At 34.8% G+C, this 16,364-nt stretch carries 15 protein-coding genes and 1 pseudogene; 14 read left to right on the top strand and 2 right to left on the bottom strand.

Translation table 11 applies throughout. The features are described from left to right. Window positions 1-716: 716 nt before the first annotated feature. From WQ54_RS34760 to WQ54_RS34755, 5 genes and pseudogenes are all read left to right on the top strand, one after another. Window positions 717-911: an HAD hydrolase-like protein gene (locus tag WQ54_RS34760; RefSeq protein WP_331435130.1), complete on the top strand. Its 195-nt coding sequence runs from the start codon at window positions 717-719 to the stop codon at window positions 909-911. Between the two features lie 299 nt (window positions 912-1,210). Next, a complete protein-coding gene (locus tag WQ54_RS16685; protein ID WP_046585644.1) occupies window positions 1,211-1,540 on the top strand; it encodes a hypothetical protein in 330 nt (109 codons plus the stop codon). A 692-nt stretch (window positions 1,541-2,232) separates the two neighbouring features. Continuing rightward, window positions 2,233-2,694 carry a 2'-5' RNA ligase family protein gene (locus tag WQ54_RS16680; protein WP_197089611.1) on the top strand — a complete coding sequence of 154 codons (462 nt, stop codon included), beginning with the start codon at window positions 2,233-2,235 and terminating at the stop codon, window positions 2,692-2,694. 297 nt (window positions 2,695-2,991) lie between these two features. Further along, complete coding sequence (locus WQ54_RS16675; RefSeq protein ID WP_046585641.1) at window positions 2,992-3,288, top strand: NUDIX domain-containing protein; 297 nt, start codon at window positions 2,992-2,994, stop codon at window positions 3,286-3,288. Window positions 3,289-3,701: 413 nt separating this feature from the next. After that, window positions 3,702-4,093, top strand: a pseudogene (locus WQ54_RS34755) (NUDIX hydrolase). 479 nt (window positions 4,094-4,572) lie between these two features. Here WQ54_RS34755 and mraY read toward each other — a convergent pair. After that, a complete protein-coding gene (gene mraY / locus WQ54_RS16665) occupies window positions 4,573-5,529 on the bottom strand; it encodes a phospho-N-acetylmuramoyl-pentapeptide-transferase (protein ID WP_046585639.1) in 957 nt (318 codons plus the stop codon). A 250-nt stretch (window positions 5,530-5,779) separates the two neighbouring features. Here mraY and WQ54_RS16660 point away from each other — a divergent pair, with 250 nt between their 5' ends. After that, a complete protein-coding gene (locus WQ54_RS16660) occupies window positions 5,780-6,346 on the top strand; it encodes a peptidoglycan-binding protein (protein WP_052737838.1) in 567 nt (188 codons plus the stop codon). Window positions 6,347-6,771: 425 nt separating this feature from the next. Here WQ54_RS16660 and WQ54_RS16655 read toward each other — a convergent pair whose 3' ends face one another. Next, the gene (locus tag WQ54_RS16655) at window positions 6,772-7,422 is read right to left on the bottom strand and encodes a GntR family transcriptional regulator (RefSeq protein ID WP_046585637.1); all 651 of its coding nucleotides are present in this window, start codon (window positions 7,420-7,422) and stop codon (window positions 6,772-6,774) included. A gap of 244 nt (window positions 7,423-7,666) precedes the next feature. Here WQ54_RS16655 and WQ54_RS16650 point away from each other — a divergent pair, with 244 nt between their 5' ends. From WQ54_RS16650 to WQ54_RS16615, 8 genes are all read left to right on the top strand, one after another. Further along, window positions 7,667-8,653 (top strand): metallophosphoesterase, encoded by a 987-nt coding sequence (locus WQ54_RS16650; protein ID WP_046585635.1) that lies wholly within the window; start codon window positions 7,667-7,669, stop codon window positions 8,651-8,653. Window positions 8,654-8,668: 15 nt separating this feature from the next. Continuing rightward, on the top strand, window positions 8,669-9,457 hold the full coding sequence (locus tag WQ54_RS16645) for a tyrosine-protein phosphatase (protein ID WP_046585633.1): 789 nt from the start codon (window positions 8,669-8,671) through the stop codon (window positions 9,455-9,457). Between the two features lie 114 nt (window positions 9,458-9,571). Further along, window positions 9,572-10,393 (top strand): metallophosphoesterase, encoded by an 822-nt coding sequence (locus WQ54_RS16640; RefSeq protein WP_046585631.1) that lies wholly within the window; start codon window positions 9,572-9,574, stop codon window positions 10,391-10,393. A gap of 29 nt (window positions 10,394-10,422) precedes the next feature. Continuing rightward, a complete protein-coding gene (locus WQ54_RS16635; RefSeq protein WP_046585629.1) occupies window positions 10,423-11,742 on the top strand; it encodes an ABC transporter substrate-binding protein in 1,320 nt (439 codons plus the stop codon). 125 nt (window positions 11,743-11,867) lie between these two features. Next, complete coding sequence (locus WQ54_RS16630) at window positions 11,868-13,187, top strand: ABC transporter substrate-binding protein (protein ID WP_046585627.1); 1,320 nt, start codon at window positions 11,868-11,870, stop codon at window positions 13,185-13,187. A 97-nt stretch (window positions 13,188-13,284) separates the two neighbouring features. Further along, a complete protein-coding gene (locus WQ54_RS16625) occupies window positions 13,285-14,256 on the top strand; it encodes a carbohydrate ABC transporter permease (RefSeq protein ID WP_052737836.1) in 972 nt (323 codons plus the stop codon). Between the two features lie 17 nt (window positions 14,257-14,273). Continuing rightward, window positions 14,274-15,092, top strand: coding sequence for a carbohydrate ABC transporter permease (locus tag WQ54_RS16620; RefSeq protein WP_231597552.1), 819 nt, complete (start codon window positions 14,274-14,276; stop codon window positions 15,090-15,092). A gap of 40 nt (window positions 15,093-15,132) precedes the next feature. After that, complete coding sequence (locus WQ54_RS16615; protein ID WP_046585624.1) at window positions 15,133-16,200, top strand: ABC transporter ATP-binding protein; 1,068 nt, start codon at window positions 15,133-15,135, stop codon at window positions 16,198-16,200. Window positions 16,201-16,364 lie beyond the last annotated feature (164 nt).

Here is a 16,364-nt window from a genome sequence, read left to right as displayed (position 1 = left end):
TGGGCTTAAAAGTTTATATCAAAGATATGAATTTCTACGTCAAACTTAATTGAACCGCCGTATACCGAACGGTACGTACGGTGGTGTGAGAGGTCGGGGGTTAGTCACCCCCTCCTACTCGATTGCCGATAACATCGCTTGTGGTGACTAAATTCTTATAAAACATTTATCAATTTAAGTGTGAAATTATCAATATTTACTAAATAAAACAACATTTGTCTATGACACTAAAAGAATCTACACATATACTATTAATGAATCCAAGAAGCCATATTAGTGATTTGTTACCTTGGAAAAGTAGCAATCAACCTCTCTTTCAGGATCTTCGATTGAAGATCCTTTTTTTTTCAATACCGATAATGTCTCAATATGTTAACTAAAAATGTATAAAGTATTCATCCAACTCTTAGATAGCTTATTCAGCAATCGGGCCATTTAATGAGTAAGGATTATTGAGCAAACGGGAAATTTTAATAAGAAATTGAAATTATTCAGAATTCCCTATGGTAAAATGAGGAAGGTAATAGGTACAGAACAGAAGCTTAATATGGACAAATATAAAATAATTTTATTTTGATTTAGATGAAAATGTTTTATTGATCCACCACTTCATGTTTCACTTGTTGAATATTACGACTTTGAACAAGAAAGTACAAAAAGGCAATTCATTTTTACAGGGAAAGGTTCTAGGATAATGGTATGTTTGAGAATGAGCTATATATGGATATTCTTTACTATTAAAATCATTAAAAGAACAACAATATATTTTAGTTGTTGCAACTTCAAAGCCTACTGTATTTTCTGAACAAATACTAAAGTATTTTAATATTGACCAGTATTTTGATCATGTTGTTGGAAGTAATCTGATGGAACACGAACATCAAAAATTAAATTATTCAATACATATTTGATAAGTACAATTAGCATAGGCTATATGATTTTATTATGATTGGTGACAGAAAACACGATTTTTTTGGTGCACTTATGGATATGGTTCATTTAAAGTATTAAGTGATTTTGATCCTACACATATTGTTAATAGTGTTGACGAGATAAAAGATATTTTCATAGCAAGTAACCGATGGATCAAGGAGTGTTAAACTATGAAGGTGATACAATGTTAGGGATTGTATCTTGGCGGTGGTGTATTTTTCTTAGTATTCATCTTTAAGGTCTGTAATTGAGAGAAAAATACAAAGGAGCTACAAAAATGAGCGATTCACAAAAGAGATGGGATGAAATGATGGCCAAAATTGAAAAGGAATATGCTGAAGAATATGGATTAAATACCGATAAAACAATGGCTGAACTTTTAAACGACTTTCAATATCTTTTCAATGGGATCAAGGATAAAGAAGAAAAGACCCAGGAAGAATGTTTTTTCCAAGATGAAATTTTCGGAAATTCAGAAAAGAAATTTTACCTGGCCTACATTATGTGTTCATTATTAGATAAGTCTCCTTCTGAAATTGAGAAGGAAACAGGAGTAACGCTGCTGGAGCTAGAAAAATACATCAGGAAAAACAATCTGAAATTATAAAAAATTTGATAGGATAAGAGAGAGAAAGTATAAAAGCTTCCTTTTTTGTCCACTATAATAATAGGCAGAGTTTATTAAATAATTAAAAAAGAACAGGGATATGATTCATGAAAGAAGTATTTAAAAGCGCAAAATTAACTATTGAGTACACATGCGAGCCAGAAGCTGGTGAAAAAGCTCCAACAATCGGTGAAAAATCCGCAACATTGGATACTCGCAGGAACATCTAGTAGCAGTTTTGGATTTGCTACAAGAAAGGGGTGTTTTTAACGGCCATCTTAGAGGTATCGTAAAAGAGCTTGATTTTAAAAGGGATTCTAGAAGGTATAACAAGGTAACATGCGCTGTATGCGATTTATCTTTATTGAGTAGGGAATTTTATTAAATTCGATGCAGCACTATGAAATTGAACAGTACTATGGAACAAAAGATGGGTTAGTAGCTATTGTTGACTCAAAATCAAAAAGTTTAATAATAAGATAGCATAAATGATCTTCCAAAATACCAGGTAATATATGATTCTTGTTTATTCAAGAAAAGGGCGCATTTCCGGAATGGATCTGCGCTTATTTTGCATGAAAAGGGCCATTATCTGGAATAAGGAAGGAAATAAAAAGGTGAATCTTGAATTGTAAATTATGACAGAAGAGGTAGAATTCTGGAGTAAGATTGAAATTGAAGGTGGCCTTTTTATGTATGGATTTAAAGCTATATTCGATGAAAATACAGAACAGATGATAAAAGATAATTGGAAAGAGTTAAAAGAAAACTCAATATCCTTTTATGCATATGAAGTGGAAGATAGAAAACCTCACATTACTTTAGCAAGTTATATTGACTTAAACAAAGCTGATTTTATCAAACAAATGGATGTTGTTTACGATTACAAGCCAACTATTGATATAACATTTAATACAATTGGCTCGTTCTTAAATTCAGGAGCATTGTTTTTTGCACCCACCGTAACTAATGACTTACTTGAATTTCATTCTAACCATCATAGAAATTTCGAACAGTTTAAAGACGAACCTAATTCATTGTATTTACCTGATAACTGGATACCTCACTGTACGATAGCGAATAGATTGTATCCAGACCAATTATCTAAAGCATTTAATTACTGCTCTAAAAGAAATAACACTATATTCGGGTAGATTAAGGAAGTAGCTTTAATGGATGTATCAAACAAAAGCAAAGCACCAATAATCTACTCAAAAAAATTGATCAATTAGCAGTATTATGTTTATTCTGCATAAGGGCGTGCTTGTTAAACAAGACGTTTTTTATTTATTTGATTCATTTTTTCCATATAGCGATTAATAAGATTCCTAAATTTAGAAATAATTGTTATTAAGTTAGAGACTAGGTTACTCCAAAAGATTGTGACGTTAAATATAGAAAATGTAATTACTGGAAAGACAGGGAGGTTGAGATATTTGAAACTGAGATAAATGGCAGTCGCTTTCCTTTTAAATGAGGAACAAGAAGTTTTATTTCTTCAAAAAAAGCCAAAAGAAACATCCCTTGCAGGGCTTTTAGTTCCGATAGGTGGACATATTGAAGGCGATGAGATCGATGAACCTCAAAAAGCCTGTTTAAGAGAGATAGAAGAAGAAACGGGTTTAAAAAGTGATTACATATATAATCTGACCCTCCGATACATTGTTCTTAGAATAAAGGAAAATCAAGAAATCCGAATACAATATGTGTTCTTTGGTAACGTATCTAAAAATTCTACGTTAGTTTAAAGTGATGAAGGTTCATTAACATGGGTAGATTATGAGAATATTGTAAACCAGAATATTTCAGCTACTACCAATAAAATAGTTAAACATTACAACGATTTAGGTAAATCTACTGAAAATGAATATGTAGGTCTATGAAATCTTTAAAAGGAAACCCTGAAATTACTTGGGGACATTTAGAGGATTGGGAACTGCCGATTTTCAACTAAACTGGAAATAGTAGTTCCTCAGTTATTCCATTAAAGAAGAGGGTGTTTCTTTAATAGATAGAGTTGTTTTAAGTGTAATATAGGATGGAATATTAACAATTTTTTGGATATTGTTCAAAATATCGGTATTTGCAAAAGGTATTCTAACTAAATTATTGATTCAACTAATAAATGTTAAACTTTAACATAATTTAGATAGGTGAAAACATGGAGAAATGGCTTGGCGCAGCAGGGGTTTGTGTAAAAGAGAAAAAAGTTTTAATGGTTTTACAAGGAACAAAAGAAGAACCAAAGCGTTGGTCTGTTCCCTCTGGAGGTTTAGAGAAGGGAGAGAGGTTGAAGAATGTTGTATTCGTGAGATAAAAGAGGAAACTGGGTATGATATAGAAATCATAAAACTATTATTAAATAAAGAAAGTCTATACGGTAAGGTGATTTAATTTGGGGTTAGTGTAACAGGGGGAAATCCTATAATACAGGATCCTTATAATTTAATTTATGAAGTTGATTGGAAAACACAACGTGAAATTGAAGTTATGAGTCTTACATATGAAGAAGATAGAGATTTTCTTATTAATATAGTTAGTGAGACAAGTTAATATTTATTATTCAAAATTTTATAACTAAACAGCAATTTAATATTATTTATTCCGTTAAAGGGCGCTATAGTGGAGGAGGGAGTTTATCTAAAAAAAATAAAATGGAGGAGAAGTTTCTTCTCCTCCTAAATACGTAAAAAATAATTATAAACGTCCCATTGATTGTTGAGCCATAGCAATTAGGCGTTTCGTAATATCTCCATCTACAGAACCGTTAAACGATCTTCAAGTCGAAGATCGTTTTAACATAAAAAATCTTATTATTATGCCTAAATGTAGCACCCCGACAACTGCACCTTTTTATAATATTAAAAAGGAGTTCGATGACAAAATGGAGATCCTCTTCATTTATGTAATTATCGGGGTATTGATTAGTACATCAATTTATGCGGTGGCAGATTTTCGACCTTGGTATTTTTTTTCTGCTTTGTGCATTGCCTGGTTACCTCTAATATTCATTGGAATGATTATAACTTTATTTATGGATTCAGAAGAAATCTCCAATAAGCTAAACAGATAAAAGCACAAAACCAGGAAATAAATCCAAAAACTGTGACAATTGTAGTTTCGGACCACCCATATTTTAAGCCAAAGTGATAATGAATCGGTGTCATTCTGAAAATACGCTTATGAGTAAGTTTAAATGAGGAAACTTGTAAAATAACCGAAAGTTGTTCAGCAAAATATATAAAGAATAAAATCGGGATTAAAATTTCAACTTTCTCAAGAACAGCAAGAAATGAAAGCGATCCACCTATAGCTAATGATCCTGTATCCCCCATAAAAGCTTTTGCAGGATAGATATTATAAATGAGAAAGCCGAGTAAACATCCAATCATAATTAAACTAAAAATTTGCACCTCTGATCTGTCTGAGACCATAAAAAAGAAAAAGTATGTAGGGATTGCAACAACTCCTAATAGACCGTCTAATCCATCCGTGAAATTTATGGCATTTGCAGAACCTACGACAAATAAGGTAATGACAATGACATATAACACCATTGGAAGATCCAAGGAAATATTTTTAAAAATATTAATGCTGGTGTCTACGCCTAGTTCGTTGATCACGTAAAAAAGCAAAGTACCCGTAAAAATAAATTGAAAAATAAGTTTGGTTTTACCCGATACACCTCCTGGATCTTGACGAGAAGCCTTCCAAAAATCGTCCAAAAACCCAACAAAACTAAAAAGAATATAAGTAATAGACAAGAAATACATTAATGGAGTGGGCGAAAAAAGAATTGATACGATAATTCCTACAAAAAGAATAATTCCAAACATTAACGGAGTGCCTTTTTTTAACTGATGATCTGAAGGAAGTTCTTTTCTTATCGGTTGAATGAACTTAAGTTTTTTCAAAACAGCAATTAATAGCGGAGATAAAATTGTAACAACTACAAAAGCAATTAACGCTGGGGTTATTTGATTACTCACTTCTCATTTACTCCTTTTCTCTTTGCTATCTATAATAAATTCTAAAAAATTCATTCATTTCCTCTATTTAATTCAAAATCTTAAATTTTCTTTATTTGAATATCCTTAATATGTAAATACAAAGGTGCAATGGTAGAGAATCTTGGACAACTAAGGTGAACGATTTATCAAATAATTTCCAGTTCGTTGCAACAATACTGCAACATCCCCCGTTACATAAGTGAATGCAAACTTAAGGGGATGATTTATTATGAAGAAATGGAAATTATTATCGGCTACGGCATTAACAGCATCTTTATTATTTGCAGGTGTACCAGCGGGAACACATGCCCAGGAGAGTCCTAACTCTTCAATTTTTCATTTATCTGGTGTATTAAAGGTTGGTTCAAAGGGTGAAAGCGTTAAGATCATGCAACGTGCTCTTAATAAGGCAATGGGGGCAGAGCTTTCTGAAGATGGCATCTTCGGTCCTAATACAAAAATAGCAGTTGTTGCCTTTCAAAAATCTAAAAAACTATCACCTGATGGGATCTATGGTCCAAAAACACATGCTGTCCTTTCAAAAACTGTAAATTCGGTTGACTATGCTGATACTCGTATTCTAAAGGTGGGGAGTCGTGGAGAAGCGGTAACAGTACTTCAAAAATCATTAAATGACGTCGGCTTTAATGTAGCAGTGGATGGAATTTATGGACCTCAAACCAAAGCAGCAGTAACCAAGTTTCAACAACGATATCCTGAAATAGGTGACGACGGAATTTATGGGCCAATAACAAGGGAGCTAATGGATAAAGTGTTAAAAGGTATAATTAAATAATCAGAAAGTAATAGAGCAGTCTAATCAAATAAATTAAACTGTTTTTAGAATTCCGAAAGCCCTTTTAGTTACTTCCGTATACGGCGAATCAAATTAAGCTATATATGATCTATTATAAGTACTTGTTTTCCTATTGTATTAACAATCATCAAGCAAAAAAAGATTAAGTAAGAACAAAAGCGCAAGCGAATCGATCACCCCAGACAAGTATAAGACGATCAGGAAGAGAAGGTGATTTTTACCTTCAATACCTGATCGTCTTATGACCTCGAGGGGCTAGGCGCTGGAGTTAGATGTCGTGGGCTTATCCACAGTATAAGAATTTTATAATTTCCTAAACTTTTAGAAGATCAATTCGACGTTTCAGAAAAAAGAGTTCGGATGTTTTTTTCCATAACTCTTTTTTCGTTTCTCTTTTACCAGCTCTAAAATGACCCACTAATCATAATTCGTTCCCGCGTTTTTTGCCGCCATTCGTTTAATAGTTGTCTTGTGTTTTCATAATTTTCTTCTAGTAGTGCTTCATAAATTGCCCCATTATAATGTGCCCCTGTGAAAAGTCTTTGTTGAGGATAAAGCTTATAATTTGCCACAGAACTCATAATGATTTTATCGCGATGTGTATCCATAATTTGCAACATCACATTGTTTTTTGCTGCCGAGATGAAGCTTCTTATAAATGATAGTGAGCAATTGGCATAGTTGAAATAGTTGCATTGTTCTTTTTCCTTTAATTGTTGGTCTAGAATTGACTTTAACTCAGGAAGATTGAACGAATAATGGTCGTATTTTTCAACTGTTTCTAGAACATACAATTGATGAGCAAATATCACCTCAAACATATCAAGGATTTCTTTAGTAGAAATTTCTTTTACCATTACTCCTCGATTTTTCAAGGCAATGACAAGACCTTCTAATTCCAAGCGGGCGATCGCATTAGAAATAGGAGTGCGACTCATTTCCAGCTCCTCTGCAAGTTTATATACGGATAATAAACTTCCCGGCATGTATTTACAGGATAGAATTTGTTGTCGGATTATTGTGTAAGCAGTATCAATGAGAGAGGTTGACATCATTTCAATTTCCTTTCCGCTATAACTATTTTCATCTTTTTCTAAGTATTTACATAAAAGCTTATCAATCTATTATAACGACATGCCAATAAATTATTAAGATAAACGACAAAAATTTACAAACTTCAGTATTTTTTTGCAATTTTTAATATTATCCATACAATAATTAACACCACTATAACATTCTATTAACATGCTACTTGTATACTGGAAACAGGTTGATAGATAACTGAAAAGGAGAATGGAAATGATTACTTTAACTGATCAAAATAAAGCGGTGGAAATGTATTACCAAAAAGAAAAGCTTACGACTGATAAGCGCCCGTGGTTTGGCGAGTTAAAGCCGACAGAGACAGGAAATTTTACGTTTGTTGTAATTGGTGACCGTTGCGGAATTACAACCCCGGGTGTATTTGAAAAAGGGTTAGAGCTTGTAAAAGGATTGAAGCCTGATTTTGTATTATCGGTCGGGGATTTTATTGAAGGCTATTGGAATGATGAAGCAGCCGCACATGAAGAATGGGAATATGTTGATCAGCTATTAGAAAAGCTTGAATTGCCTTTTTTCCAAGTTGTTGGAAATCATGATTATGGCAATGACACGATGGTAAAGGTTTGGCGCGAACGAAAAGGCTTTGAATATTATGCATTCCGCTATCATGATCATCTCTTTTTATTCGTTAATACAGAAGAGTCACCTGAAGGAATGCCAGAAGAATTTTTAAATGTATTTCGTAATGTGACAGAAGCTGTTCAACGTGAGCCAGAAAAATCGAAGGAGCATGTTCAAGAATTTTTTGAGGCAATGATGAGTAATGTTTCAAGTGAAGATGCGGAAAAAGGGAACCTACCAAATATTAGTGATGAACAACTTGCTTATTTTGAACAAGTACTGAAAGAAAACGAGGATGTAAGCCAGACGTTTGTCTTCATGCATAAGCCAGCTTGGAAAACAACAGACGCTCAGTTCCAACGTCTTGAGGAGATGCTAAAGGATCGAAAATACACAATTTTTGCCGGCCATCTACATCAGTTAGAGGTTATGAAAAGAAATGGTCAAGATTACATTCAAATGGGAAGAACTGGTGCATGCTGGCACGGTGAAGGCGTTGGCTCGATTGATCATATTCTTTGGGTAACAGTTAAAAATGGAGAAACAAATGTTAATGTTATTGATCTAAATGGAGTTTCAAAATTAGATAAATTTACAACAAGCAGTGAAATGAATGCATAAGAAGAGGTGAGCAAAATGACGGATGAAACGATGGAGCTGCAATGTTTATTGCCTCTGAAAGGTGTTGTTAATTTTCGTGATATGGGTGGATTATTAACAATAGATGGAAGGAGGGTGAAAAAAGGAATTTTATTCCGAGCAGCTGAACTAACAGGATTAACGGAAGAAGATAAGTGCTATTTAGAAACATTAAATCTAAATTATATCTTCGATTACCGTAACACTTTTGAAGCAGACTTGAAGCCAGATCCGCTGATTGGACAAGCAAAAAACGAACGAATTCCAGTCAATATTGACGACAATACAGCGGCACATGTGTCTTCAGAAGAAATGGTTAAAAGTGCATATTATAAAACATTCACTAAAGAGATGTTCATAAGTTTATATGAAAAAATGCCAATTCAAAATCCATCATATCAAAGACTTATGACCCTTCTCAAAAGGCCGGAAGAGAATTTGCCGCTTGTTCATCATTGTGCAGGGGGACGAGACCGCACAGGAATCGGAGCAATGCTAATCCTTATCACTCTTGGTGTCCCATATGAAATGGTACTAGAAGATTTCTTGCTGTCAAATCGTACTCTAGCAGATTTTCATAAGCAAATTTTTGATGAAGCAGCGCAGTATATTTCTGAAGAAGAAGTTGCTCAATTTCGAGAAGTATTGTTGCTGAATGAAAACTATTTGCATGCAGCTATGGATTCAATCGTTCGAACATACGGCAGTTTCGAAAAATATCTTGCAGAAGAGTTTGGCATTACAGAAGAAATACGAGAAAGAATAAAAGACTATTGTCTCGAATAACGCGTTGAGGCTCTTGCAAACTCTGTCTTTACGGGTAGTAATCTTGTAAATCAAAGAAGCAACTAGTTGCCCGTAAAAGCTAAATTATATCTAATAAAACCGGAGGTAATTAAAATGACTAAAATTAATTTTGTTCACCTAACAGATACTCATATTTTGCAAAACTATAAAGGCAGTTTACTAGAAAAAGTCGATGGTCCGAATGGGAATCCAAGTGATTTTTTAATGAAAATTTTAGCTAATATTAAATCTTTTACACAAATGCCTGATTTCATTTTAGTTAGCGGCGATTTGGTTCATGAAGGAAACGCCAGCGATTATGCTCACCTTAAACAAATCATTGAGGAGTATGTTGGAGATATTCCTGTTTATACAGCTCTTGGCAATCATGATATAACAGCTGCGTATTGGGAAGGGTATGAAGGGAAAGCAAATTGTTCCGATCACCTTTTCTATGAAAAGGATATTAATGGATACAGATTAATTGTTTTAGATTCAAGTCATGATCATAGCGGGGTCGGGATGATTGATGCAAAACAATTAGAGTGGCTTGAAAATGTTTTAAAAACTCCATCTGAAAATGGCAGTTTACTAGTTATTCATCATCCGCTTGAAGCTGGTGAAGTAATCGATGGGCATGCGCTGACAAATTCTCAGGAAGTTCTTAACATTATCCAAGATACTGATGTTATTGCCGTGTTAAGCGGACATACGCATCAGAATAAAGTGAGCTCATATGGCGATATTCTCCTATCCACTGCAGATGGTACTGCATTTGGTGTAGCTGTTACCAATGAAAGCATGCAATTGAATGATCGCACAGGTTATAGTTTATGTTCGGTCGATAAAAATGGACTTGCTGTTCAAACCGTTAGATTTCCTGATGAGATTAACACGATATTGAGTTTTTCATTACAAGCATTACAACATAATTAATTTAACTTTTTGAAAGAGGGAAATGACCAATGAAATTTACAAAAAAGTTTTTTTCTTTGTTTATTGTTTCCGTGTTAACAATCTCACTACTAAGTGCATGTGCAGCATCATCTGAAACATCAACTGAAGCAGAATTAGGAAAATTAGATCCAAACAATCCAACGAAAATTACCTTCTATTCTTATAGTTTAGCTTATCCAACAATGAAAGAGGGCGTAGAGCATTTAATTCAAGAATTTAATGACACAATTGGGAAGGAAAAAGGAGTAATTGTTGAAAGGGTAGCCGACCAGACGATGCAGCAATATAAAGCTGATATTGCTGCAGGAAAACAAGTAGATGTTATCCAGCATACCTTTTCAACATTAGATAATTCGAAAGAAACTCTTGGCTTAAAAGCATATGAAGATGTATTCCCAAAGGATGAATTGGAACAACATTTCGAAGGTATTGCTCCTAATGCCCTAGAATTAGGAAAAATTGATAACAAGATGTATGGATTAGCCTTCACATTTAGTACGCCAATTGTATTTATCAATGGAAAACTATTTGAAGAAGCTGGCTTAGATCCAAACAATCCGCCGAAAACATGGGAAGAAGTAAAAGAATACTCTTTAAAAATTAAAGAAGCTACTGGAAAAGATGGTTTTGGTTTAGCTCCAAATAACGGTTGGACCACAGAAGGGGTTATTTTAAGCAATGGCGGCGAAGTGATTTCTAAGGATAGAAAAGAAGCGACGTTTACGAGTAAAGAAAGCGTTGAGGCCATTGAAATGTGGAAGGATCTCTATCAAAATGGTGCACATGCAGTAGGTACTGATGCGGAATTGCCGGAACAATTTATGGCTGGCAACCTAGGTATGTTTATTACATCAACAGCTCTGCATAGTGGTTTCTCCAAAGCTGCTGAAGCTGGCGGCTGGAAATTATATGGTGCTGGACTTCCACAATTTGGTGATAAACCATCAGTTCCAGTGAACTCAGGAAGTGCATTAGCAGTAAGACCTGATTCACCAGAAAAAAATGCGGCGGTTTGGGAGTTTATCAAGTATGTAACTGGTAACGAAGGTTATACGATTATCACGTCAGAAATAGGTTACTTGCCTTTACGTACTGGACTTGCAGATGACCCTAATTATTTAAAAGACTTCGTTGATAAAAATTCGTTATATAAAATTAATCTTGAACAATTAGAACAAATGCACCCTGTGGCCATCTGGCCGGCAGCATATGCTACTGAATCTGCAACAATCTTTACCGATGCTATTGTAGAGGCAGTTACAACAGATGCTGATGTAGAAGAGACGTTAAAAGAAGCGGAAAAGCAAATTAACGACATGATTCAATAAAGATTCTTTGAAAAAATGAAGCTGACCCAAAAGCAGAGTGCCAGGCACCTCCAATACAGTTGAGCTTTTCATTGCAAGCATTACAACATAAATAAGATAACTTTGTTGAAAGTAGGAAATGACCAATGAAATGTACGAAAAAGTTTTTTTCACTGTTTATTGTTTGCGTGTTAACAATTTCGCTATTAAGTGCATGTGCAGCATCATCTGAAACATCATCTGAAGCAGAATTAGGCAAATTAGATCCAAATAATCCAACGAAAATTACGTTCTATTCCTATAGTTTAGGTGCGCCAACAATGAAAGATGGGATGGAGCATTTAATTCAGGAGTTCAATGACACAGTTGGGAAGGAAAAAGGAGTAATAGTTGAAGGAGTAGCCGATCAAACGATGCAGCAATTTAAGGCAGATATAGCTGCAGGAAAACAAGTAGATGTTATCCAGCATACCTTTCCAACTCTAGATAATTCACGAGAAACTCTTGGCTTTAAAGCATATGAAGATGTATTTCCTAAAGATGAATTGGAAGAACATCTAAAGGGTATTGCTCCTAATGCATTAGAATTAGGGAAAATTGATGACAAGATGTATGGGTTAGCCTTTACGTTTAGTACGCCAATTACATTTATTAATGGAAAACTATATGAAGAGGCTGGGCTAGACCCAAATACTCCTCCGAAAACATGGGAAGAAGTAAAAGAGTATTCGTTAAAAATTAAAGAAGCAACTGGAAAAGACGGTTTTGGTTTAGCACCGAATAACGGCTGGATTACAGACGGGGTTATTTTAAGTAATGGCGGCGAAGTGCTATCTGAGGATCGAAAGGAAGCAATGTTTGCTAGTCAAGAAAGTATTAAAGCGATTGAAATGTGGCAAGATCTCTATCAAAATGGTGCACATGCAATAGGTACTGATACGGAATTAGCGGAACAATTTATGGCTGGAAACCTTGGTATGTATATTTCATCAACCGCTTTGCATAGCGGTGTAGTTAAGGCAGCTGAAGCAGGTGGTTGGGAATTATATGGTACAGGACTTCCGCAATTTGGTGATAAACAAGCAGTACCAGTCAACTCTGGAAGTGCTTTAGCAGTAAGACCTGACACCCCAGAAAAAAATGCGGCGGTTTGGGAGTTTATCAAGTATGTAACTGGAAATGAAGGATATACAATTATTACTTCAGAAGTAGGTTACTTGCCTTTACGTACAGACCTTGCAAATGATCCGAATTATTTAAAAGATTTCGTTGCTAAAAACCCATTATATAAAATAAATCTTGAGCAATTAGAACAAATTCACCCATGGACGATTTGGCCGGCAGAATATGCTACTGAAACATCAACAATCTTTAACGATGCGATTGTTAAAGCAGTATCTACAGATGCTGATGTTGCAGAGACGTTAACAGAAGCAGAAAAGCAAATTAACGACATGATTCAATAAAGATTCTTTGTAAAAAATGAAGCTGACCTAAACGCAAAGTGCCAGACACTTATGGGTCAGCCTCATTCACCAATTTTTAATAAAGAAAGGAAACGGTATGAGTAGATCACTCGAAAACAATTATCACCCGTCATTGTCAAATGAAACTCCTGTTGCTAGAAAAGGTCTCTCAAAAACAGCTAAGCTAAGAAAAACGCTCAAACCATATCTCTATTTATTACCTGCGCTTTTATTACTAGGCATCTGGATGTATAAGCCGTTAATACAAACATTCATATTAGCTTTCCAAAAGTGGAGCATGGTTCCAGGCACAATCCCTGAATTTGTCGGATTTGAAAACTTCATCCGTTTATTCAATACGAAGGATTTCGTCATATCAATTGAAAATACGATCTTTTATACAATTGGTTTACTGCCTTTTTCCATTATCATCCCATTATTACTGGCGGTTGCCACACACGATATGATCGGGAAAGTAAAAAATGTGTATCGTGCTCTATTTTTTATTCCGATGATTTTAGCACCAGTTACGGTTAGTGCCATTTGGCGATGGTTATTTCACCCTAGTAATGGATTAGTGAACATATTTCTACTTAAAACTGGGTTAATCGACACGAATATTTCGTTTTTTTCAGATCCGCGTTTTGCTAAGTGGATCATCTTATTTATGACCGGTTGGAGTTTAATTGGTTTTAGTACCATTATGTTCTCCGCTGCATTAACAGGGATAAACAAAGACTATTATGAGGCGGCATCCTTAGATGGAGCGAGCAGGTTTAAACGCTTTTTCGATATTACTCTTCCTTTATTATCGCCAACAATTCTATTTATGCTGACGATGAGCATTTTATTTTCAAGTCAGTTTACTTTTGCCTATATCGATATATTAACAGCCGGTGGACCGTTTGGATCATCAACTAATATTTACTATGAAATGTATAAATATGGATTTTCGAATCTCAATGTGGGTCTGAGTTCGGCAGCTGCGATTTTGTTCTTTTTCATTTTTGCAATCATCGCATTTGCACTTAATTATATTTCGAGAAAGTTTGCTTTTTATGACAATTAAGATCGGAGGTTATGAAATTGACAAGGAAATTTAAACCGTTCAGTATTATTCAACATCTTTTATTAATTCTAATGTGTATCATTGCGATTTTTCCGATTTATTGGATGGTGATTTCATCGTTTAAGAATGAATCAGAAATTTTTACGGCTTCATTCATTCCTTCGAAACCTACGATTGAAAACTATGTTTATGCTTTTTCGGAAATGCCGATTGTCAAGATGATGTTTAATTCTTTCATTATTTCCATTCTGACGACAGCACTTCAGCTTATTACGAGTATTTTAGCAGGTTACGCACTTGTTCGCTGGAAATTTAAAGGTAGTTTTTTTATTTACTCTTTGCTTAGCTTATCATGGTTAATTCCTTTTCAAGCGATTATGATTCCAAACTATGTTCTTATTAATCAAATGGGTTTGAATGAACAATTATTAGGAGTGGTCTTGCCTTTTGCTGTGTCAACTTTTGCGATTCTATCACTTTATCATAGTTTTAAAGCATTTCCTGTTGCACTTATTGAAGCAGCAAGGCTTGATGGAGAAAGTGACTTAGGCATATTACTTCGTGTCGTTTTACCAAATATTAAGTCCACGGTTGCCTCACTCGGTATTTTATTGTTTATTAACGGGTGGAATGAATATTTATGGCCAATGTTAATAACGAAGCAGATGGAAAATGCACCGATCCAAATTGGATTGAAGTCATTCGTTAATTCAGATGTCAATATGTGGGGTTCACTTATGGCAGCAACGACGATTTCTTGTCTGCCAATCCTAATTATTTATCTCGTCTTACAAAGACAAGTAGTTGATTCTTTCGTACGATTTGGCATTAAATAATCTATCACTCTTGTTTAAACCTACTTTAGGAGTTGTGAAAATGGGAAAAATAACGATTAATCATATTAAAAAGAGTTTTCAATCAAATGAAATTTTAAAAGGAATTGATGTAGAAATTCCCGATGGCTCGTTTACAATTTTACTCGGACCTTCAGGATGTGGAAAGTCTACTTTATTAAGAATTATTTCAGGACTTGAAGAACCAACAAGCGGAAGTCTGCTTATAAATGACGAAGATGTCACATACGCAGAACCAAAAGACCGCAATATTGCGATGGTTTTCCAAAACTATGCTCTATATCCTCATATGACCGTTTACAAGAACATCGAATACGGATTGAAAATTAAAAAAGTACCGAAGCAAGAACGGGAAGAAATCATTAAAAATGTATTAAAAATGGTCGAACTTACTGATCATGCGAATAAACGTCCTGCACAGTTATCTGGGGGACAACGGCAGCGCGTCGCTCTTGCCCGGGCAATTGTTAAGCGGCCGCATGCTTTTTTAATGGATGAACCTCTTTCAAATTTAGACGCTAAACTAAGAAATCAAATGCGCCAAGAGTTAATCGAATTGCATCAACAATTGAAAACAACGTTTTTATATGTCACTCATGATCAAGTCGAAGCTATGTCAATGGGTTCCTATATCATTATTATGAATCAAGGGGAGATTATGCAGAAAGGGACACCAAAAGAGATTTATACGAACCCTGCAAATTTATTTGTCGCCCAATTTATCGGCTCACCACCAACAAACATCATTGAATTTGATGACTTATATTTAGGGATACGTCCTGAAGATATCAGTATTGTCAATACGAATCAAATTGACAGTGATATCATGATATCTGGAAATATTCTTGCAACTGAGCAGCTTGGCGGAGAGACGATTTATCGTGTGAAAACAACTTTTGGCAACCTGAATGTAAGAACACAAAGCTGTTGGGATGAAGTGTGTGAAAATGTCGAACTTTATTTCTCTTTGGATAAAATAATGGTGTTTAATAAAGCAGGAAATCGAATTGAAAAAGATGCTAAGGTCATGGGGAAAATAAGCAGTTTAAAAACTGAGAAGATCAATGAAAAAGAGCTTGTTTTTAGTTGAATGTATTGAAAAGCCTCGTTGGATATCTAACGAGGTTTTATTAAGTGCGCCCAGCATGGGTGTAATCTATAGGGTGAAAGTCCCGAACTGTGAAGACAGAAGTAACAGTTAGCCTAACACAAGGGTGTCTATGGTGACATGGAATCTGAAGGAAGTGAGCGGCA

This window comes from Bacillus sp. SA1-12, assembly GCF_000981385.1.
In the GTDB taxonomy this organism is placed as follows: Bacteria; Bacillota; Bacilli; order Bacillales; family Bacillaceae; genus Metabacillus.
Note: the sequence above shows the minus strand (reverse complement) of the source record. Positions and strands in the feature narration are given on the sequence as shown.